Consider the following 18,547-nt stretch of genomic DNA (forward strand, 5'->3'; position numbering starts at 1 on the left):
CAACCAGTCCTTTGAGCCGCGTTAGGACTTCGGACGGCCTACCGTGAAGCGACTCAGCGGCTGGGATGCGCTGCTCTTGTACAGCGAGACGCCCAACGTGCACCAGCACACGCTGAAAGTGGCAGTTGTGGATATCTCACACTTCCAGGGTGAGCCGACCTTCGAGGTGTTCCGGGAGACGTTGCGCCGCCGCCTGCCTCTCCTTGAGCCGCTGCGCTATCAGCTGGCCGGCTTCCCGCTGCAGCGTCCGGTGTGGCGCGAAGACGCCCACGCCGACCTCGACTACCACGTTCGTCCCGTGACGGTGCCAGCTCCCGGTGGCCGGCGCGAGCTCGATGAGGTGATCGGCGCGATCGCAAGCACGCCGCTGGATCGCAGCCGCCCGCTGTGGGAGATCTATTACGCCCAAGGACTGGCCGATCACCGGGTCGCGGTGATCGGCAAGGTGCACCATGCGCTCGCTGACGGTGTGGCCTCTGCGAATCTGATGGCGCGCGGGATGGAATGGCCTGACCGACCCGTGGATGAGAGTGACACGGACTCGCGGCGCACGCCGACGCCGTCAGCGACGGAATTGATCGGAGCCGCCGGGCGACACGACCTCCGCCGGCTTAGGAAGCTGCCGGGCGTGGTGCGCGACGGGGTGCTGGGCATATATCGGCTGCGGCGCCGGGCGCACGGGCGTGGTCGAGATCCGGATCTAGCGCGCCAGTTCCACCCGCCGCCAACTTTTCTCAACCACAAGTTGTCACCGGCACGAACCTTCGCCACCGCCACCCTGTCGCTCGCCGAGGTCAAACAGACCAGCAAGCACCTTGACGTCACGATCAACGACCTCGTGCTGGCTATGGCGACAGGCGGATTGCGCGAACTGCTGCTGCGCTACGACGGCCACGCCGAACAGCCGATCATCGCCAACATTCCTGCAGCCACCGACACTTCACCCGACCGGATCACCGGCAACGCGCTGAGCACCATGCTGGTTTCGTTGCCGGTGCATGTCGCCAACCCGCTCGAGTGGGTCCGGCTGACCAGCGCCGGCACCCGAGTCGCCAAGGAGAACTACGAACTGCTCGGCCCGCGCACCATCGGACGTTGGTTGGAGTACCTGCCTGCAGTCGCCGCGCGCGCCACCTTCCGGTGGACGTCGCGCCGCGAGGCCGCGAACCCGCTCTTCAACGTGATCGTCTCGAACGTGCCGGGCCCAAGGCGTCGGGGCCACATCACCGGGGCAGTCGTGACCGAGATCTATTCGGTCGGTCCGCTGGCCGCAGGCAGCGCGCTCAACATCACCGTGTGGAGCTACGTTGACCAACTCAACATCTCGGTTCTCGCCGATGGCCGAACACTCGACGATCCGCACAATGTCACCGACGCGATGATCCGCGCATTCATCGAAATCCGCCGGGGCGCAGGCTTTGCCGACGCGCATAGCCGGATCGACAGTGCAATGCCCCAGGCCACTCCTGGCTAGCGATTCCGCTCAGCGCCTGCCATGAACAGAAGCTTGTTGCTGGACAGCGACGTACATGGGTCCAGTATCACAGCCACGGTGACGGCGGTTGAGGCTTGTGTGGCCGTAAAGCCTTGTGCGCCAACGCGCGTTCACACCAGTCAGCGGTTGGGTAGCTGCGTGGCGAATGAGGCGCCGTCCGACGTGGGATGAGCCGCCGTACCCGAGCCGGGCCGACGAGTCGCCCGCGCAGGTTGACCAGGCGCTGCCCCCGAAGGTCGGCGCCGTGCTGCGCGGACTAACCCTCGGACCCGCCAGCACGCGAAACCGCAGCACAGGTAGTGAGCGATGTGCTGAAAAACACTGTGTCAGGAACGTCCCTGCCCTCACCTCATGCCCCGTGGTTGTCGTTGCGCCCCGCCAGACAGCAATTGTCGACCTGCCGCCGCGCCGTTGTTTCTAGGCTGAGGAGATGAAGCGACTCTCCAGCGTTGATGCGGCGTTCTGGTTTGCAGAGACACCGGGCTGGCACATGCACGTCGGCGGCCTGGTGATCTGCGACCCGTCGAACGCTCCCGATTTCTCATTCGATGCGGTTCGCGAACTGGTGGCCAGCCGGGTGCCCGAAGTGCCGCAGCTCCGTTATCGGGTGGCCGGTGCGCCACTGGGATTAGACCGCCCATGGTTCGTTGAGGACGCCGAGCTCGACATCGACTTTCACATCCGCCGGATCGCGGTGCCCGCCCCGGGGGGCCGCAAGGAACTCGACGACCTCGTCGGCCGGTTGATGTCTTACAAGCTGGATCGCGCCCGACCGCTATGGGAACTCTGGTTCATCGAGGGCGTCGAACACGGCTGCGTGGCCATCCTGACGAAAATGCACCACGCTCTCATCGATGGCGTGTCCGGCGCCGGGCTTAGTGAAATCTTGCTCGACGCCACGCCCGAACCACGCCCGCCGGCGGATGCGCCCACGGAGTCGTTGGTCGGTGTGGGCATGCCGCGGTTGGAGCTGCGTGCGCTCGGTGGAATGTTCAACCTCGCGGTGATGACGCCTTACCGGGTGCTGCGCATGGTCGAGCAGACCGTACGCCAGCAGTTCGCGGTGTTCGGGCTGTCTGACAAGCCGCCTCGCTACTTTGATGCACCGACCACGCGCTTCAATGCCTCGATCTCGCCGCACCGGCGCGTCAGCGGGAGCCGGGTGCCACTGGATCGGGTCAAGGCGGTCAAGGACGCGTTCGGCGTTAAGGTCAACGACGTGGTGCTCGCGATGGTGTGCGGGGCGCTGCGCAGCTACCTTCTGGACCGCGGGGAGCTACCCGACCGGTCGCTGCTTGCACAGATTCCGGTGTCCACGCGCGGCGACGACACCGCAGTGGGCAACCAAATCACCTCGACTACTGTCAGTCTTCCCACCGATATTGCGGATCCCCGTGAGCGGCTCAAAGCGATCCACGCCAGCGCGAAGGGTGCCAAGACGATGGCCAAAGCGCTCACTGCTCACCAGATCATGGGGTTGACCGAAATCACGCCTCCCGGGCTACTCGCACTGGCTGCGCGCGCATACACCGCCAGCCGGATCGGAGAAAACGTCGCGCCGATCAACCTGGTGGTCTCCAACGTGCCCGGGCCGGATTTCCCTATCTACATGGCCGGGGCGGTCCTGGAAACTTTGTTGCCCATCGGTCCGCTGGTGATGGACGTCGGGCTGAACATCACCTGCTTCAGCTACCGCGGATCGGTCGACTTCGGGTTCGTCACCACCCCCGAAATCGCCAACGACATCGACGAGCTGGCCGACGGCATTGAACCCGCACTAAGCGAACTCGAGCAACTCGCTGGTACCGCGGCATCCGACTGAGCGCGGCCGTTCGGGCGTTGTCAGCCCTTGGGCCGTGAGCCGGCCGCCAGCTCATCGGGGTACTCGTCGTAGTAAGGCACGTAACCATCCTGGCGGCCTTCCAGGACGTAAAGCGGATCTTCGATATCGGAGCCGAAGCCCTCGTCGCGCAGATCGACCTTTTTGCTCTTGAACGTGGAGGTCTGCTCCAGCGAATGGAGGACCCGCACGAACAACGGCACCGCGTAGCTGGGCAGGTGCTCGTACGCGGTGTTGGCCAACGACTTGCCGTCAAATTCCGTTCCTTGTCGGCACACGATGGCCGCCATTCCGGCGCGCCCGTCGGTGCCAGGCACTTGCACCCCGAAGACTGTGACGGCTTCGACGGACGGGTCTTCCGACACGGCCGCCTCGACGTCGGTCGTCGCGACGTTCTCGCCCTTCCACCGGAACGTGTCACCGAGCCGGTCGACGAAAGCGGCGTGTCGCCAGCCCTGTGGACGCATCAGGTCCCCGGTGTTCAACCACATGTCACCGTCCCGAAAAGCGTTGCGTACCAACTTCTTCTCGGTCGCCTCAGCATCGGTGTAGCCCTCGAACGGCTGAATGTTGCTGACCTTGCTCAACAGCAGGCCCGGCTTGCCACCGCGCACCCTGTGCACCCGCCCCTTCTCGTCGCGAACCGGTTCGCCGGTCTCGGGGTCGTACTCAACGAACGCCACCGGTGTCGGACAGATGCCGGCGGTCTTGGGGATGTTGAACACGTTGACGAACCCGGTGTTGCCTTCGCTGGCCCCATAGAATTCGAACACCCGTGGAATGTTGAAGCGCATGGTGAACTCTTCCCAGATATCGGGGCGCAGCCCATTGCCGGCGATCAGCCGCACCTTGTGTTTGCGGTCGGTGTCCTTCTCTGGCTGGGTGAGCAGATAGCGGCAGATGTCGCCGATGTAGACGAACGCGGTGGCGTCGTAGCGGATGACCTCATCCCAGAACCTGGACGCCGAGAACGAGCGGCCCAACGCGAGAGTGGCACCGGCACTGAGCACTCCTGCCACCGCCACGGTCAGCGCGCTGTTGTGATACAGCGGCAGGCAGCAGTAAAGCGTGTCGCTGCTCTTCAACCGCATCCCAAAGGCACCAGCCCCCCCAAGCGCGCCCAGCCACCGGTAGTGCGTCATCACACTGGCCTTCGGCGCGCCGGTGGTTCCCGACGTGAAGATGTAGAAGGCCTTGTCCTTGGCCCGCACAGACGAGGTGGCCGCCGGGTCGTCGGTCGGCGCGTCCGCGGCCAGCCGCTCCAGTTCGTCGACCGTGATCGAGTCGGGGATCTGCCCGTCGGCTTCGTCGACGGCTTTGAGCAGCTCATCGTCGCCGAACAAGACTTTGGCGTTCAAGACCCCGACGCTGTGCGCGAGCACCTTGCCGCGGTGGTTGAAGTTAAGCATTCCGGCGACTGCGCCGAGCTTCACCACCGCGAGCATCAGCAGAACCACACGCGGCGAGTTCTTCAGCATGATTCCCACGACGTCGCCATGCCGGACGCCACGTCCGGCCAGCACGGCTGCGTACCGGTTGACCGTCTCGTTGGCCTGGCGGTAGGTCAGGGTTTCATCGTCGAACTTGATGAACACGCGATCGCCATACCGCGCGGCACGGTCGGCGAAGACCTTGCCGATCGACATCTTGACCGACCGATGCACAGGCAGACCGGTCAGCACACCGCGAATGATGGCGGGCGCGTCCTTCAGCAGACCGGGTAGCCCCTCGGCGATGTCTTTGAGCCCGACGGTGTCCTCAGCCATGAGGTCTAACCCCGCGCGCGGTCGAAAAGGACCACCGGATCGTCATGCACCAGCGAGTACCCCGCGGCCCAGGTCTCCAACAGTTCCTTTCGCGCGCGTCGACCGAGGCGCTCCATCACCGTTTCCGCTGTCTCCATGCCGCGTCGACAAGCCCCGACTGCACCAAAGCATCGTCAATGAACTGCTGCACCGGCCGTGCCCGAAAAAACCCTGTGTGACCGCCGGGATACCAACAGATCTGGGGCTTGCCCCAGTGCTCCCAGAGCCGGGTGGACTCGTCGCGAGGGTGTACCAGCCTGTCGGCGACGCCGGCGTAAAGGTAGCGGCCCTCCATCGGCACCTGGGGAGTCAGCGCAATTGGGGAGATCATCCGGCCGATGGGCTTGGCCAGCGTAAGCATCCGGCGAAGGGCTTCGTAGTCGCCGAGGCCGGCATGGCGGCCGACTAGATCGACCAGATCGGCGACCGGGACGCCGAGAATCGCACAGGCGAGGCCGTCGTCCAAGCTGGCGACCAGCGACGTGAGGTAACCGCCGAGTGAGACGCCGTTCAACCCGATCGGTGAGCCCGGATCATACGACCGTATCCACGACAAAAGACGACGGATACCCCACACCGCATGGGCTGTCCCGTGGACGTCGTCCAGCACATCTTCGCCGGGGAAGGCGGCGCCCTTGGGCAGGCCCCGCGCACGGGGACCATGCATGGGAAGGACGGGAAGCACGACGTTGAGGCGGAGATCCTGGTGCAGATGCCAGGCGCGAAACAGCGCGAGGTCCAGGGCGGCTCGCCCCATCTCCGCGCCGTGCACACACACCAGCCATGGTCGCGGCTCCTGGTGTCGCAACATCAAGCTGTACTCGCGGCTGTTGGCGGCGTAGCTCAACCACCGTTCGCGGCCCGGTTCGCCCGCACGCGGCTCATACTCACTGTCGAAGAAGATGCGCTCGTACGTCCGCCCCAGGCTCTTGACGGGCCTGATGGACACGTCGGTCAGCGTCGGCGGCGCCGCGAAGAAACCCTCAGGGTCCTTCAACCACCCCTTTTCGCGATAAAACTCAAGTGCGGCGATCACCTCGCCTCTGATCCGTTCGATCGTCGTCGGATCCGGGGCTGATCGCATTAAATGAAAGCCCAGCAGCACGATTTCGTCGCCGAACGCATGCGCCGCGAGCGCAATGGTCGGTCGTGCCACTGGAAGCTCGTCGGCCTGACGATCTAGATAGTTGCCCCAGCACCGGGCGTAAAAGCCGCCGGTCCGGGTGAATGGCCCCAGTACCTGTGCCAGTGGAAGGGCACCGCCGCGCCGCCGGTCAGGCTTGTACCCTTCGCCGGCGTCGCCTGGTGCGGTAGCCGGAATGCCTGCCTGCTCGCTGTCATGCATCTGATCTCTACTTCGCCCGCCAAGCGGTTGGAATCGAGTCGCTGACTAACCCTAGCGCCGGGGACAAGGCGCCGACTTCAAACCAGTGGCTGACTTCTGCCGACCTCGTGTCCCGTCCGGAACCGATCATCCACAAGGTCGGTAGGAACGGGGCCGGGCAAACGAATTCAAATTCGCCGAAACGGCCAGTTATGGGCAAACCGTGTCGCGCACACGTGCTGTAATTGGAACATGGATGGGCACCGCCGCCCGTTGGGCTTGCCGTGGCTTCCGCCGCGAGTGCCCGGCATCGCGCCGGTGGGTCGCGTGCCGGCCGGTCGCACCGTGGAGCTACCAGGACGTGGTAGCACCTTTGTGGTCGACTCCGGGCCGGTTGCGGATGGACCCACCTTCTTCTTGCTGCACTCATTGGCCTGCACGGGGCTGATGACGTGGTATCCGACGTTGGCGATGATGCGCGAGTTCGGCCGTGTGGTGGTATTCGACCAACGTGGCCATGGTCAGGGCATTTCGGCCGCACGGTTCTTGTTGGAGGACTGCGCCGACGACGCTGCCGCACTCGCGGATGTACTAGGCGTACGGACGTTTGTTCCTGTCGGCTACTCGATGGGATCGTTTGTAGCGCAATTAATCTGGCGTCGCCACCCACAAAAGGTTGACGGTCTGGTGCTGTGCGCGGGAGCCGCGGCATACAACCGCGTCGCCTATGAGCGGTTGGCAACCGGTCTGTTCGCGGCGATACTCGACGCACTCAGCCCCCCTGCGCGCTCGCCCGCCGCTGCCGCGCTCGCCGCGGCCGAGCTCATCACAAATGACAGCGAGTGGCTGCTCGGCCAGGTCCGCTCCACCAGCCCCGGAGCCATTACCCGCGCGATCGCCGAACTCTTGCGCTTCGACTCCACATCGTGGGTGACCGAGATCGATGTGCCTACGTCGGTTGTGATTCCCTTGCGCGACCGCGCGATTGGCGTGGCACGCCAACGCTGGCTGGCCAGCCAGATAGCCGATTCGCATATCGTGACCGTGGACGCGGGCCACGCGGGCTGTACGCTGCGGTCCAACAATTTTGTGAGGGGACTGCGCGAGGCAATCGAATCGGTGCATCGTCGTCTGGTTACCGAGCAAGCAGGCTAACCGCCATCGAACGCCTTCAGCGAACAGCTTCGCAGTGACGTCCTGTGCCGCAATCGATCCCGCGGCCAGTCTGTCAGCGTCGAAGGAGTTCGGTCAATTCCGTCGTGAAGCTCAATGTCGAGGACGACGTATGCCGCGCGGATGACCGTGCCCGAACTGGGGTGGCTACACATCGAGTTGCGGTACCCGCTGATGGACCGGTCGTCAACGCTACTTCAGGTTTCTGAGCGAACTCGGCGCGATTATGGACTCTCAGCGGCGCGCCGAACTCACAGTCGCTGCAGCGCGAACGTCCAGAATTGTGACCCCGGTGGGCCGTTGAAGCAGCCGACGTCATAGACGGAGTTGATTTCCCCGAACTGGGTGACCTCATTCCAGGTGTAGGTGTCCCGCGTCGGCATGGCATAGCCGGGAAGGCATTGCAAGCCGTCGGGAACGTCAACGGTCAAGGTGTATGTCCCGTTGTCGAGGTGGGCGTAGCCGTCGTAGTAGGCATAGAACTTCAGCCGCGGGATCGCGCTGATACGCAAGCAGTTCACGTCCAGCGACTCCTGGCACGGTGAGACGAACCACACCCATGACGCTCGCTCGTACCGGTTCGTGTTCACGTCGTAATTTCCTGGCTGCATCATGGCCTGCGCCGGTGGGGCGGCCATCGACGCCGCTGCGGTGAGCATCGCCGTCGCAATCGCGAGTGTCATCGACTTCATCGTCGTCCCTTCGTCGATCCCAACCCGGTGGCTGCCTATCAAATCACCTTGCTAGCGCTTTGGAATGCGTATCAGCCGATTACGGCCGCTTCCTTGCGTTCGGTGATCGGCCGGGCGAGTTCCTGTTCGTCGCAGATGCGTTGCAGCTTCTCCAGCGTCTCGTCGAGACCTGGACCCAGCGGCTTGCTCGGGGTGAAGGTTGCGGGCAGACGCTTCATGCCCTGAATGACGCCGATGGTCTCGTAGTGCTCGGTCCCTTCGGGGTCGCACACGTAGTCGGGCATCCGGTCGAGCACGGCGGTGAGCATCGACTTGAACACCGTTCGCGCGACATTGGACCCGACGCAGCGGTGCACGCCGATGCCGAAGCTGAAGTGGCGGTTGCCTTTCCGGTCCATGACGAGTTCGTTGGGTTGCTCGAACACCGACGGGTCGCGGTTGGCCATCGCCCAGGAGATCCAGAGTCGCTCGCCCTCTTTGAATCTCGTGCCCTCGATCTCGACGTCCTCGGAGAAGGTGCGGCCATCACCCGGCGCGGGCGTGAAGAACCGAAGGAACTCCTCCGTGGCCGGGTTCAGCAGCGTGTCGCGTTCCCGGCTCAGCACCGCGCGCTGGTCGGGGTGATCCGACAGCCACTCGAGGGCGTGGGCGGTCAATGCGGTGGTGGTGTCGAACCCGCCGCCGATGATCAATCCGAGGTTGCCCAGAATCTCGAGGTCTGGCGCCGGTTCGCCGCCGATGCGCAGCTGCAGCAACGCGTTGATCATCCCCGGTCGCGGATTCTGCCGAACCTCCATCATCGTATTGATCATGTCGATGCCCATCTGCCGGTTCATCTCGGCGACGCGCGGGGCGTCGGGCGAATGCTCCGGCGTGGAGACCGACAGGTGGGCGGGTTCGCTGTAGACGGGCCACTTCTTCAACTCGATGCCCATCATCGCCAGCGTGAGCACGGCGGGCACGATGTTGGCGAGGTCGTCGACGAAGTCGATGCGGCCTGACTCGATCTTCTCGTCGAGTGCGGCGCGCACGATCTCGTCGACGAACGGCTGCCACCGCTTGACCGCGGCGGGGGATAGGTAAGGGTTCAGCGCACCCCGGTAGATGCTGTGCTCGGGTTCGTCCATCTCGAGAATGCCACCTCGCACCACTGTGGCCCGTTGCGCCTTCGGAATGGTGATGCCCTGGTAGGGCGTCTCGCCGGTGAGGTCGTGATGGTTGGAAACCGCAGGGCAGCGCGCCAATTCGAAGACATGCTTGCTGTCAGCGGCGACCCAGTGCCCGTTGTAGGTTTCCGACCACGCCACCGGACATTTGGACTGCATTTCTTCGGTGATCTTCTCGAACTGCAGCCTGTACTCCGGGGTGTGGCGATCGAAGTAGTAGCGGTACTTCTTGCGATCGGCGGCGCTCAAGTCGTCGACGCTCAAGATCCTGTCTCCCTATTCTTCGATCGAGATGGCCTGCTCCGGGCACGAATGCACGGCTTCGCGAACGGCGTCCTCCTGGTCGGCGGGAACGACTTCGTTCACAGGTGACGAGGTGCCGTCAATGTCGCTGAGCTCGAACGAATCCGGCGCGATCATCGAGCAGAGCGTGTGACCCTGGCAGCGCGCCGAATCAACGAAAACCTTCATGGCGTCAGTCCGATCAGATGTGGTAGTCGTACCACTTGAGGTAGCCGCCTGCGTCGACGCGCTGCTGCGTGCCGGTGATGTAGCGGGCCTCGTCTGACGCCAGGAAGAGGACCATGTTGCTTATGTCCTCGGGTTCGATCCACGGCACCTTCATGGCTTGCTGCACATAGAACACGGGTTCGGCGTCGGCCTTGGTCGGGTGCTCCAGGTCGGGGCGGAACGACTTGTACATCGGCTCGCTCTGCAGCATCGCGGTGTTGCAGTTCGTCGGGTGAATGACGTTGGCGCGGATACCTCGCGGTGCGAGTTCGGTCGCCAGGTTGTGGACGTACTGCGACAGCAGCCGCTTCGAGTGGAGGTAGGCGGCACCACCCGGGTCAGTGCCGGGGTTGTCGTTCTTCGAGACATCCATCAGGGCGGCGGTCGAACCGGTCGCAATGATCGACGCGCCCTCACGGAGATGCGGCAGTGCGACATGGATGGCGTTCAGCGTGCCGATCAGGTTGGTGTTGATCACGTCGACCCAGGCGTGCATGTCGCAGGAGCCCTTCATGCCCGCGATGCCGGCCGACGTGACGACGATGTCGAGGCCGCCCAGTTCTGAGACGCCGTTATCCACCGCCGCTTTGAGCTGTCCCGCATCGCTGACGTCAACCTTGGCCGTGACGACACGTTGCCCGGTCTTCTCGATGTACTGCGCGGTCTCCTCGAGATCCTCCGGCGTGGCCATCGGATAACCGACCGTCGCGAAGTCCTCGCAACGGTCGACCGCGATGATGTCGGCACCTTCTTCGGCGAGTCGGATCGCGTGACTGCGGCCCTGGCCGCGCCCTGCGCCGGTGACAAACGCCACTTTCCCCTGCACGCGTCCCATTCGAAGGTTGTCCTTTCTTAGTGACTGTTATGTGTTTCGGCCGCCGTTGACGCCCAAGATCTGACCGGTGATGTAGCCGGCTTCTTCGGAGATCAGGAATGCGCATGCGGCCGCGATGTCCTCGGGCCTGCCCATCCGGCGCACGGGTGTCGACTCGATGTTCTTCTCGATGACCAGGTAGCCGCGATCGGCGGACTTGCGAAGCATCGGAGTGTCGATGAAACCGGGCGGCACCGCGTTCACGGTGATGCCTGCGGGACCGTATTCGAGCGCCAGCGACTTGGTCAGCCCGTTGACCGCAGACTTGGCGGCGACATACGGCGCCATGTACGGCTGCCCGGAGTGGGTGCTCGAAGAGGAGATGTTCACGATGCGCCCCCACCCCGCTTCGATCATGTCGGGCAGCACCGCTTGAACGCAGTGGAACACGCCGTTGAGGTTGACGTCGATGACGCGCTGCCAGTCGTCGAACTTCAACTCGGTGAACCGCTTGAACTTCTCGAGTCCGGCGGCGTTCACGAGGACCGTGACCGGACCTAGTTGAGTGCGGATCGCCGTCAACGCCTCTTCGACCGCGGCGCGGTCGGTGACGTCGGCGGTGAAGGCGTATTGGTCATCCGACGGATTGAGGTCGATGGTTGCGACGTCCAAACCGTCTGCCCGCAGTCGTTTGGCGACGGCTTGTCCGATGCCGGATCCACCACCGGTAACAACCGCGGTCTTCACGTGCAGGCCTCAGTTATCAAGAACCGTCCTTCCGATTATGAGAACCGTACTCTCGTGATGTGCGTTCCCGCAAGACAATGAAGGACAGTCGTTCGCACTGGTGAGACGTTCAGAGGTTGATTGTCTTAGCTCTATTCGCAGGCAGTGTGAGTTCCGCGCATCTGCTTGAGTTCTCTCTTTACGAATGTATGATTCGCCGATGATGAGAATGAAGTTTCCATCACAGTGCGATGAACGCTGAGGAGTATCGTGCAGGAAACGCCCACCATCTCGAGTGACGCGGGCAGAGCCGGGACGGCGCCGCGGCATCTTCTGATCGACGGACGCCTGCTCGACACCGAACAGACGTTTCCTTCTCTCAACCCCGCGACGGCCGAGGTGCTCGGTCATGCGCCCGACGCCACCGTCGCCGACGCCCAGGCCGCGGTGGCGGCCGCGCGGCGAGCGTTCGACGAAACCGATTGGGCGACGAATATCGATCTGCGCATCCGCTGCCTTGAGCAGTTCCACCGCGCGCTCATCGCCCACCGCGACGAACTCGCGAAACTGACCATCGCCGAAGTCGGCGCCACCGAGTCGCTGTGCCAGGGCGCCCAACTGGACGCGCCGATCGAGATCGTCCGCTACTACGCGGAGCTGCTGAAGAGCTATCCGATGACCGAGGACCTCGGCAATATCGAGAGCCGCGGTATGCAGCACCACCGCTGGGTGGAAAAGGAAGCGGCCGGGGTGGTGGCCGCGATCATCGCCTACAACTACCCGAACCAGCTGGCACTCGCGAAGCTGGCGCCTGCGTTGGCGGCGGGTTGCACGGTGGTGCTCAAGGCGGCTCCGGACACCCCGCTGATCACACTCGCGCTCGGTGAGCTGATCGCCGAGCACACTGACATTCCCGCGGGCGTGGTGAACGTGCTCAGTGGCGCGGACCCCGAGGTCGGCGCGGTACTGACCACCAGCCCCGACGTCGACATGGTGACCTTCACCGGTTCCACCCCGACCGGCCGACGGATCATGGCCGCCGCCAGCGACAGCCTGAAGAAGGTGTTCCTGGAATTGGGCGGCAAGTCGGCGGCCATCGTCCTCGACGACGCCGACTTCAACACCGCCGCGTTGTTTTCCGCGTTCTCGATGGTGACCCATGCCGGCCAGGGCTGCGCGTTGACGTCGCGACTGTTGGTTCCGCGCGCGCATCACGACGAGATCGTCGAGCTGCTCAAGAACAACTTCGGGTTGGTGCGCTATGGAGATCCGGCCGATCCTTCGACCTACATGGGCCCGCTGATCAGTGAGAAGCAGCGCGACAAGGTCGACGGCATGGTCAAGCGCGCGGTTCAGGCCGGGGCCACGTTGGTGACCGGCGGCGAGAAGGTCGACCCCGGCTATTTCTATACGCCGACCCTGCTGACCGACGTCGACCCCGACAGTGAGATCGCCCAGGAAGAGGTGTTCGGGCCGGTGCTGGTGGTGATGGCCTACGAAGACGACGACGATGCGGTGCGGATAGCGAACAACTCGATCTACGGGCTCTCCGGTGCCGTGTTCGGCAGCGAGGCGCGCGCACTGGCAGTGGCCCGTCGCATCCGGACCGGAACCTTCTCTATCAACGGCGGCAACTACTTCAGCCCCGACAGCCCGTTCGGCGGTTACAAGCAGTCCGGGATCGGTCGTGAGATGGGCACCGCGGGACTCGAGGAATTCTTGGAGTCGAAGACGTACGCTCGGGTGGTTTCGGGGGCGGGTTCCTGATGAGGCCGCTGGAAGGCATCCGCGTCCTCGAGGTCGCGATGTACGGGTTCGTCCCGTCGGCAGGCGCGGTACTGGGTGAGTGGGGTGCCGACGTGATCAAGGTCGAACACGCCGTCACCGGTGACCCGCAACGCGGCCTGCGTCAGACCGGCCCGCTGCGGGTCGAGGGTGACCCGAACCCGAACATCGAACACGCCAACCGCGGCAAGCGCAGCATCGGGCTGGACATGTCCGTGCCGGAGGGCCTCGAGGTGCTGCTCGACTTGGCTCGTCGCGCCGACGTCTTCCTGACCAGCTTCTTGCCGGGACACCGGCAGAAGTTCGGCATCGACGTCGATGACATCCGCGCGGTGAACCCGAACATCATCTATGCAAGGGGCAGCGCGCTGGGCCCGCGCGGTGAGGAGTCGGTCAAAGGCGGCTACGACATGACCGCCTTCTGGTGCCGCGCGGGCACAGCGGCGACGATCACCCCGCCCGGCATCGAGGGCATGATCGGCCCGCCGGGACCCGCCTACGGTGACACCATCTCGGGCACCAATCTTGCAGGGGGCATCGCGGCCGCGCTGCTCAAGCGCGAACGCACCGGCGAACCGTCGGTGGTCGACGTCTCGCTGCTCGGCAGCGGGTTGTGGTCGATGGGGCACACCGTTGCGCTGACGTCGCATCTGAACCAACTGATGGTGCAGCCCCCGCCAGGGGTGCACGGTTCGCCGATCAACCCGCTGGTGGGGGTGTATCCCACCGCCGACAACCGCTACATCTCGTTCGTCATGATGCAGCCGACCAAGTTCTGGGCGGACGTCTGCAGGCACATGGATCTGGAGGACCTGATCGAGGATCCCCGGTTCGCGACTGTCGAGTCGATCGCCGAGAACACCACCGCCGCGGTCGACATTCTGCGCGAGGCGATGGCCAAACGCACGCTTCCGGAGTGGAGCGAGCGGTTCTCGACGCTGGCCGGGCCGTGGGCACCCGTGCAGGACACTCTGCAGGCCGCCGACGACGCGCAGATCAGGGCCAACGAGTACATCGTCTCCACCGGTGAACTCGAATTGGTCGCGAATCCGGTGCAGTTCGATGTCAGCGCTCCGCAAACCGGACCGGCGCCCGCATTTGCGGAGCAAACTGACGAAATCTTGGCCGAACTCGGTTTGGATTGGGACCGCATCATCGAGCTCAAGACGGCCGGCGCCGTCACCTAGCTTCGGGAGAGATCTCAATGCCCTATGTCTCGTCGATCGGCACCTACCTGCCGTGTTGGGGTGCGCCCTGGCAGCGGGTGGCCGGTGACGACGAGGATGCGGTCACCCTCGCGGTCGAGGCGGGCCGCGCGGCGTTGATCGCCAGCGGTGCGGTCGAGCGAGTCGTTCTGGTCAGCCGCGACATGCCTTTGCTGGAGAGCAGCAACGCTGCGGTGTTGCTGGCGGGCCTGGGACTCGACCCCGAACTCGAGGTCGACGAACGCCTCGGCGGCGCACCGGCAACGCTGGACGCGGTCGGTTCGGCGCGGCCGCGGACACTGATCATCGGGACCGATCTGAACCCCGCGGGCGCGGCGGCGATCCTGACCGCCGAGCGAGGCGTACAGGTGCGCACCGCCGCGCGTGTCGCCCGCAGTCTTCCGGTGCGCACTCGCAACGCGACCGGCGATGTCACCGACTACGGCGATCCCCGACTGCTGCACGAACGGGGGCTGGTCGCGTCACTGGCTGCGGCATGGCTGGACACCCCTGCCGCAGTGGCCGGCGTCGAGCATGATCGGGCCGTCGAGATGTGCGTCGGCGATCCGCCGCCGCTGCCGACGGCGGGCGCCAGTGCCGGCCTGTTCGCGCTCGCAGGCATGGCTGAATCCGGGATCACCGGGCCGTTGGTCGCCGTCGAGCAGGCCAGCCTGTCAGGGATCACGGTGAGCGCAGGCATCGCCGAGATTCATCGTCGGGAACCGCCCGCGCGCCCGATTCCCGAGGGCACATACCTCGAAGGCGGTGACATCCCGATCTCGCTGGCCGCCTACGAGCGGGCGTTCGAGGCCAAGACGCGTTGGGAGGCGGGCAAGCTCGCGGGCAGTGCGGAACTGGACTTCCCGCCGCGCTTTCGGGTCGCCGAGGACGGCGCGCTGGCCACCGACTATGAATTGATCGCGCTGCCACGGACCGGAACCGTGTACACCGAAACCACTGTGCACATGCCGGTGCCCGGACTGCGCACACCGTACTCGCTGGTGATCGTCGAACTGGACGGAGTGGGGGTGCGGGCGCTGGTGAAGGTGACTGGCGCGGAAGCGGGAACCGTGGACATCGGCGACCGCGGACGACTGGCACTGCGACGCGTCGCGATCCGTTCCGGGGTGCCGGATTACGGGTACATGTTCGAGCCGGAGCGGGCGGTCGCGGCGTGAGGCGCGTAGCGATAGTCGGAGCGGGTATGACCGCGTTCGGGGAGCACTTCGCACTCGGCATCAAGGATCTGCTGCCAATGGCCTTCGCCGAGTGCGCGAAAAGCGTCGACAAAGGGTTGTCGAAGACCGATGTGCAGGCCGCCTGGTTCGGCGCGATGGGAACCGCGGACGGCTTCCCGTCGGGCATCCTCGCGGATTCGCTCGGTCTTCCCGATTTGCCTGTCACGCGCATCGAGAATTCCTGTGCCACAGGCAATGACGCAGTGCGAAATGCGCTGTTCGCGGTGGCCTCGGGTGCGTTCGATGTGGCACTGGTGATGGGGGCCGACAAGCTCCGCGACACCACTTCCAAGGACATGCTGTGGAAGTGGGAGGCGATGGCGCGCGACATGGCATGGGACTACCCACTGGGCCTGGTGTCGCCCGCCGGATTCGCCCTGCACGTGCGTCGCTACATGCACGAGTCACCGGCGACCCAGGAGCACCTGGCCATGGTCGCGGTCAAGAACCACCGGCACGGCGTGAACAATCCCAAGGCGCGGTTGCGATTCGAGATAACACTGGAGCAGGCGCTGGCGGCGCCCACCATCGTCACCCCATTCCGGCTCTACGACTGCGCGCCGCAGAGCGACGGAGCCGCCGCACTTGTCATCGCCGCCGACGAGGTGGTTGACCGCTTCACCGACCGCCCGGTGTGGATCCGCGGTGTCGGGCTCGGGCTTGACTCGGTGATGCATCAGCACAAGCCCGACATGACGACGTTTCCCGCCACGACCCGCGCGGCCAAGCAGGCGTATGCAATGGCAGGCATGACACCGGCTGACGTCGATGTCAGTGAAGTTCACGATTTCTTCACGGGAATCGAGCTGATCAGCTATGAAGATCTGGGCTTTGCCGAGCGGTTCGGGGGCTACAAGCTTGTCGAGGCTGAGGTGACAAGTGTCGGCGGTGCGCTGCCGGTCAACCCCAGCGGGGGGCTGAAGGCCAAGGGCCATCCCCCAGGGGCGACTGGCGTCGCACAGTGCGTGGAGCTGTTCGCGCAACTGCGAGGGGAGGCAGTCAACCAAGTGGACGGTGCGCGGGTCGGATTGGCGCATAACATCGGCGGCCCTACCGCGGTGGCTGCCGTTACCCTCCTGGAAGGCTCGGCTCATGGCGCGCGGTAGTGGACCCGAACGGTGGTCGACCGGCATCTCGCTCGGACGTGGTTCCAAGCCGATGGAGGCCGTCGGTGGATTGTTTGCAATGTCGAAGGACGCGGTGCGGTTCGTCTTCCGACGTCCGTTTCAGTGGCGTGAGTTTCTAGAGCAGTCGTGGTTTGTCGTGAAGGTATCGCTGGCACCTACGTTGTTGGTGGCGATCCCCTTCACCGTGCTGGTGTCGTTCACGCTCAACATTCTGCTGCGCGAATTGGGCGCCGCTGACCTGAGCGGTGCGGGTGCGGCGTTCGGGGCGGTGACGCAGGTGGGTCCGCTGGTGACGGTGCTGATCGTGGCCGGTGCGGGCGCGACCGCGATGTGCGCGGATCTTGGCTCGCGCACGATCCGCGAAGAGATCGCCGCGATGGAAGTGCTGGGTATCGATCCGGTGCAGCGGTTGGTGACGCCGCGGATGCTAGCCGCGGGCCTGGTGGCGCTGTTGCTCAACAGCCTCGTGGTGATCATTGGAATCCTGGGCGGCTATACGTTTTCGATCTTCATCCAGGACGTCAACCCGGGCGCGTTCGCTGCGGGCATCACGCTGTTGACCGGGGTTCCCGAGGTGATCATTTCGTGTGTGAAGGCGTTGCTGTTTGGGTTGATCGCCGGGTTGGTGGCCTGCTACCGCGGGCTCACCATTTCTGGTGGTGGCGCGAAGGCTGTCGGTAACGCGGTCAACGAGACGGTGGTGTACGCGTTCATGGCGTTGTTCGTGATCAACGTGGTCGTCACGGCGATCGGCATCCAGATGACGACGGGAAGCCGCTAATCGATGGGCACCATGACGGTTCTGAAGGCGACGTATCCGCGGTTGACGCGGGTGCTCAAGCGACCGACTGACGCGTTGGGCAGCATTGGCGACCATATGCTGTTCTACTTGCGGGCGCTGGGCGGAGTGCCGCATGCTGCCATTCATTTCCGTGGGGAGGTTGTGCGGCTGATCGCCGAAATCTCCATGGGCGCAGGGACGTTGGCGATGATCGGTGGCACTGTCGTGATCGTCGGCTTCTTGACCCTGGCAGCCGGTGGCACATTGGCCGTTCAGGGCTATTCGTCCCTCGGCGATATCGGCATTGAGGCGCTCACTGGCTTCTTGGCCGCATTCATCAACGTCCGCATCTCCGCACCGGTGGTCGCAGGTATCGGTCTGGCCGCCACCTTCGGCGCTGGTGTGACCGCGCAGTTGGGTGCCATGCGAATCAACGAGGAGATCGACGCGCTGGAGTCCATGGCGATCCGTCCCATCGAATACCTGGTGTCGACCCGGCTAATCGCGGGGATGATCGCGATCACGCCGCTGTATTCGATTGCGGTGGTTCTGTCGTTTTTGGCTTCCCAGTTCACGACGGTGGTGTTGTTCGGACAGTCCGGCGGGTTGTATGACCACTATTTCAACACCTTCCTCAACCCGATCGACCTATTGTGGTCTTTCCTGCAGGCGATACTGATGGCGATCACGATCTTGTTGGTACACACGTATTTCGGATATTTCGCCGCCGGCGGGCCCTCGGGTGTCGGGGTCGCAGTTGGGAACGCGGTGCGCACTTCGCTAGTCGTAGTCGTCTCGGTCACCCTTCTGGTGTCGCTGTCCATCTACGGTTCCAACGGCAACTTCAACCTGTCAGGGTAGGTGGG

General features: G+C 64.4%; 16 protein-coding genes. 9 read left to right on the forward strand and 7 right to left on the reverse strand.

The window, feature by feature from the left end; genetic code table 11:
* The first annotated feature begins 43 nt into the window (after nucleotides 1-43).
* Both ACGFK1_RS18025 and ACGFK1_RS18030 read left to right on the forward strand, forming a co-directional pair.
* Complete coding sequence (locus tag ACGFK1_RS18025; protein WP_393431806.1) at nucleotides 44-1,474, forward strand: wax ester/triacylglycerol synthase family O-acyltransferase; 1,431 nt, start codon at nucleotides 44-46, stop codon at nucleotides 1,472-1,474.
* 451 nt (nucleotides 1,475-1,925) lie between these two features.
* Nucleotides 1,926-3,317 (forward strand): wax ester/triacylglycerol synthase family O-acyltransferase, encoded by a 1,392-nt coding sequence (locus tag ACGFK1_RS18030; RefSeq protein ID WP_393431809.1) that lies wholly within the window; start codon nucleotides 1,926-1,928, stop codon nucleotides 3,315-3,317.
* A 20-nt stretch (nucleotides 3,318-3,337) separates the two neighbouring features.
* Here ACGFK1_RS18030 and fadD6 read toward each other — a convergent pair whose 3' ends face one another.
* Nucleotides 3,338-5,101 carry a long-chain-acyl-CoA synthetase FadD6 gene (gene fadD6, locus ACGFK1_RS18035; protein ID WP_393431811.1) on the reverse strand — a complete coding sequence of 588 codons (1,764 nt, stop codon included), beginning with the start codon at nucleotides 5,099-5,101 and terminating at the stop codon, nucleotides 3,338-3,340.
* Between the two features lie 115 nt (nucleotides 5,102-5,216).
* The gene (locus ACGFK1_RS18040; RefSeq protein ID WP_393431813.1) at nucleotides 5,217-6,485 is read right to left on the reverse strand and encodes an alpha/beta hydrolase family protein; all 1,269 of its coding nucleotides are present in this window, start codon (nucleotides 6,483-6,485) and stop codon (nucleotides 5,217-5,219) included.
* Between the two features lie 279 nt (nucleotides 6,486-6,764).
* On the opposite strand from ACGFK1_RS18040, the gene ACGFK1_RS18045 reads away from it, so the two are divergent.
* A complete protein-coding gene (locus ACGFK1_RS18045) occupies nucleotides 6,765-7,619 on the forward strand; it encodes an alpha/beta fold hydrolase (RefSeq protein WP_393431816.1) in 855 nt (284 codons plus the stop codon).
* A gap of 269 nt (nucleotides 7,620-7,888) precedes the next feature.
* On the opposite strand, the gene ACGFK1_RS18050 is transcribed toward ACGFK1_RS18045, so the two are convergent.
* The 5 genes from ACGFK1_RS18050 to ACGFK1_RS18070 all read right to left on the reverse strand — a co-directional run bounded on the left by ACGFK1_RS18050 (nucleotide 7,889) and on the right by ACGFK1_RS18070 (nucleotide 11,566).
* A complete protein-coding gene (locus ACGFK1_RS18050) occupies nucleotides 7,889-8,329 on the reverse strand; it encodes a hypothetical protein (RefSeq protein ID WP_393431818.1) in 441 nt (146 codons plus the stop codon).
* A 71-nt stretch (nucleotides 8,330-8,400) separates the two neighbouring features.
* Nucleotides 8,401-9,759: a cytochrome P450 gene (locus ACGFK1_RS18055; RefSeq protein ID WP_393431821.1), complete on the reverse strand. Its 1,359-nt coding sequence runs from the start codon at nucleotides 9,757-9,759 to the stop codon at nucleotides 8,401-8,403.
* A 12-nt stretch (nucleotides 9,760-9,771) separates the two neighbouring features.
* Nucleotides 9,772-9,966, reverse strand: a complete 195-nt coding sequence (locus tag ACGFK1_RS18060; protein ID WP_393431823.1) for a ferredoxin — start codon at nucleotides 9,964-9,966, stop codon at nucleotides 9,772-9,774.
* A gap of 13 nt (nucleotides 9,967-9,979) precedes the next feature.
* A complete protein-coding gene (locus tag ACGFK1_RS18065) occupies nucleotides 9,980-10,840 on the reverse strand; it encodes a mycofactocin-coupled SDR family oxidoreductase (protein WP_393431826.1) in 861 nt (286 codons plus the stop codon).
* 27 nt (nucleotides 10,841-10,867) lie between these two features.
* Nucleotides 10,868-11,566 carry an SDR family NAD(P)-dependent oxidoreductase gene (locus ACGFK1_RS18070; RefSeq protein WP_393431830.1) on the reverse strand — a complete coding sequence of 233 codons (699 nt, stop codon included), beginning with the start codon at nucleotides 11,564-11,566 and terminating at the stop codon, nucleotides 10,868-10,870.
* A 249-nt stretch (nucleotides 11,567-11,815) separates the two neighbouring features.
* On the opposite strand from ACGFK1_RS18070, the gene ACGFK1_RS18075 reads away from it, so the two are divergent.
* From ACGFK1_RS18075 to ACGFK1_RS18100, 6 genes are read left to right on the forward strand one after another with little or no spacing between them, the layout of a single operon-like run.
* Nucleotides 11,816-13,312 (forward strand): aldehyde dehydrogenase family protein, encoded by a 1,497-nt coding sequence (locus tag ACGFK1_RS18075; RefSeq protein WP_393431833.1) that lies wholly within the window; start codon nucleotides 11,816-11,818, stop codon nucleotides 13,310-13,312.
* Nucleotides 13,312-14,517 (forward strand): CaiB/BaiF CoA transferase family protein, encoded by a 1,206-nt coding sequence (locus tag ACGFK1_RS18080; RefSeq protein ID WP_393431836.1) that lies wholly within the window; start codon nucleotides 13,312-13,314, stop codon nucleotides 14,515-14,517. The genes ACGFK1_RS18075 and ACGFK1_RS18080 overlap by 1 nt, the downstream gene beginning before the upstream one ends.
* 17 nt (nucleotides 14,518-14,534) lie before the next feature.
* Nucleotides 14,535-15,713 (forward strand): OB-fold domain-containing protein, encoded by a 1,179-nt coding sequence (locus ACGFK1_RS18085; RefSeq protein ID WP_393431839.1) that lies wholly within the window; start codon nucleotides 14,535-14,537, stop codon nucleotides 15,711-15,713.
* Nucleotides 15,710-16,879 carry a thiolase family protein gene (locus tag ACGFK1_RS18090; protein ID WP_393431842.1) on the forward strand — a complete coding sequence of 390 codons (1,170 nt, stop codon included), beginning with the start codon at nucleotides 15,710-15,712 and terminating at the stop codon, nucleotides 16,877-16,879. The genes ACGFK1_RS18085 and ACGFK1_RS18090 overlap by 4 nt, the downstream gene beginning before the upstream one ends.
* On the forward strand, nucleotides 16,866-17,681 hold the full coding sequence (locus ACGFK1_RS18095; protein ID WP_393431845.1) for an MlaE family ABC transporter permease: 816 nt from the start codon (nucleotides 16,866-16,868) through the stop codon (nucleotides 17,679-17,681). Before ACGFK1_RS18090 ends, ACGFK1_RS18095 begins: the two co-directional genes overlap by 14 nt.
* Before the next feature lie 3 nt (nucleotides 17,682-17,684).
* Nucleotides 17,685-18,542: an MlaE family ABC transporter permease gene (locus tag ACGFK1_RS18100; protein WP_393431848.1), complete on the forward strand. Its 858-nt coding sequence runs from the start codon at nucleotides 17,685-17,687 to the stop codon at nucleotides 18,540-18,542.
* Nucleotides 18,543-18,547: the final 5 nt, after the last annotated feature.

The organism is Mycobacterium sp. NPDC048908 (assembly GCF_043197955.1).
Taxonomy (GTDB): domain Bacteria; phylum Actinomycetota; class Actinomycetes; order Mycobacteriales; family Mycobacteriaceae; genus Mycobacterium.

What these genes read in the sequence shown, in the direction of transcription:
- ACGFK1_RS18040 (WP_393431813.1), bottom strand. Translation starts at nt 6,485, where the DNA reads ATGCATGACAGCGAGCAGGCAGGCATTCCGGCTACCGCACCAGGCGAC.
- ACGFK1_RS18060 (WP_393431823.1), bottom strand. Translation starts at nt 9,966, where the DNA reads ATGAAGGTTTTCGTTGATTCGGCGCGCTGCCAGGGTCACACGCTCTGC.
- ACGFK1_RS18030 (WP_393431809.1), top strand. Translation starts at nt 1,926, where the DNA reads ATGAAGCGACTCTCCAGCGTTGATGCGGCGTTCTGGTTTGCAGAGACA.
- ACGFK1_RS18100 (WP_393431848.1), top strand. Translation starts at nt 17,685, where the DNA reads ATGGGCACCATGACGGTTCTGAAGGCGACGTATCCGCGGTTGACGCGG.
- ACGFK1_RS18065 (WP_393431826.1), bottom strand. Translation starts at nt 10,840, where the DNA reads ATGGGACGCGTGCAGGGGAAAGTGGCGTTTGTCACCGGCGCAGGGCGC.
- ACGFK1_RS18050 (WP_393431818.1), bottom strand. Translation starts at nt 8,329, where the DNA reads ATGAAGTCGATGACACTCGCGATTGCGACGGCGATGCTCACCGCAGCG.
- ACGFK1_RS18085 (WP_393431839.1), top strand. Translation starts at nt 14,535, where the DNA reads ATGCCCTATGTCTCGTCGATCGGCACCTACCTGCCGTGTTGGGGTGCG.
- ACGFK1_RS18080 (WP_393431836.1), top strand. Translation starts at nt 13,312, where the DNA reads ATGAGGCCGCTGGAAGGCATCCGCGTCCTCGAGGTCGCGATGTACGGG.
- fadD6 (WP_393431811.1), bottom strand. Translation starts at nt 5,101, where the DNA reads ATGGCTGAGGACACCGTCGGGCTCAAAGACATCGCCGAGGGGCTACCC.
- ACGFK1_RS18095 (WP_393431845.1), top strand. Translation starts at nt 16,866, where the DNA reads ATGGCGCGCGGTAGTGGACCCGAACGGTGGTCGACCGGCATCTCGCTC.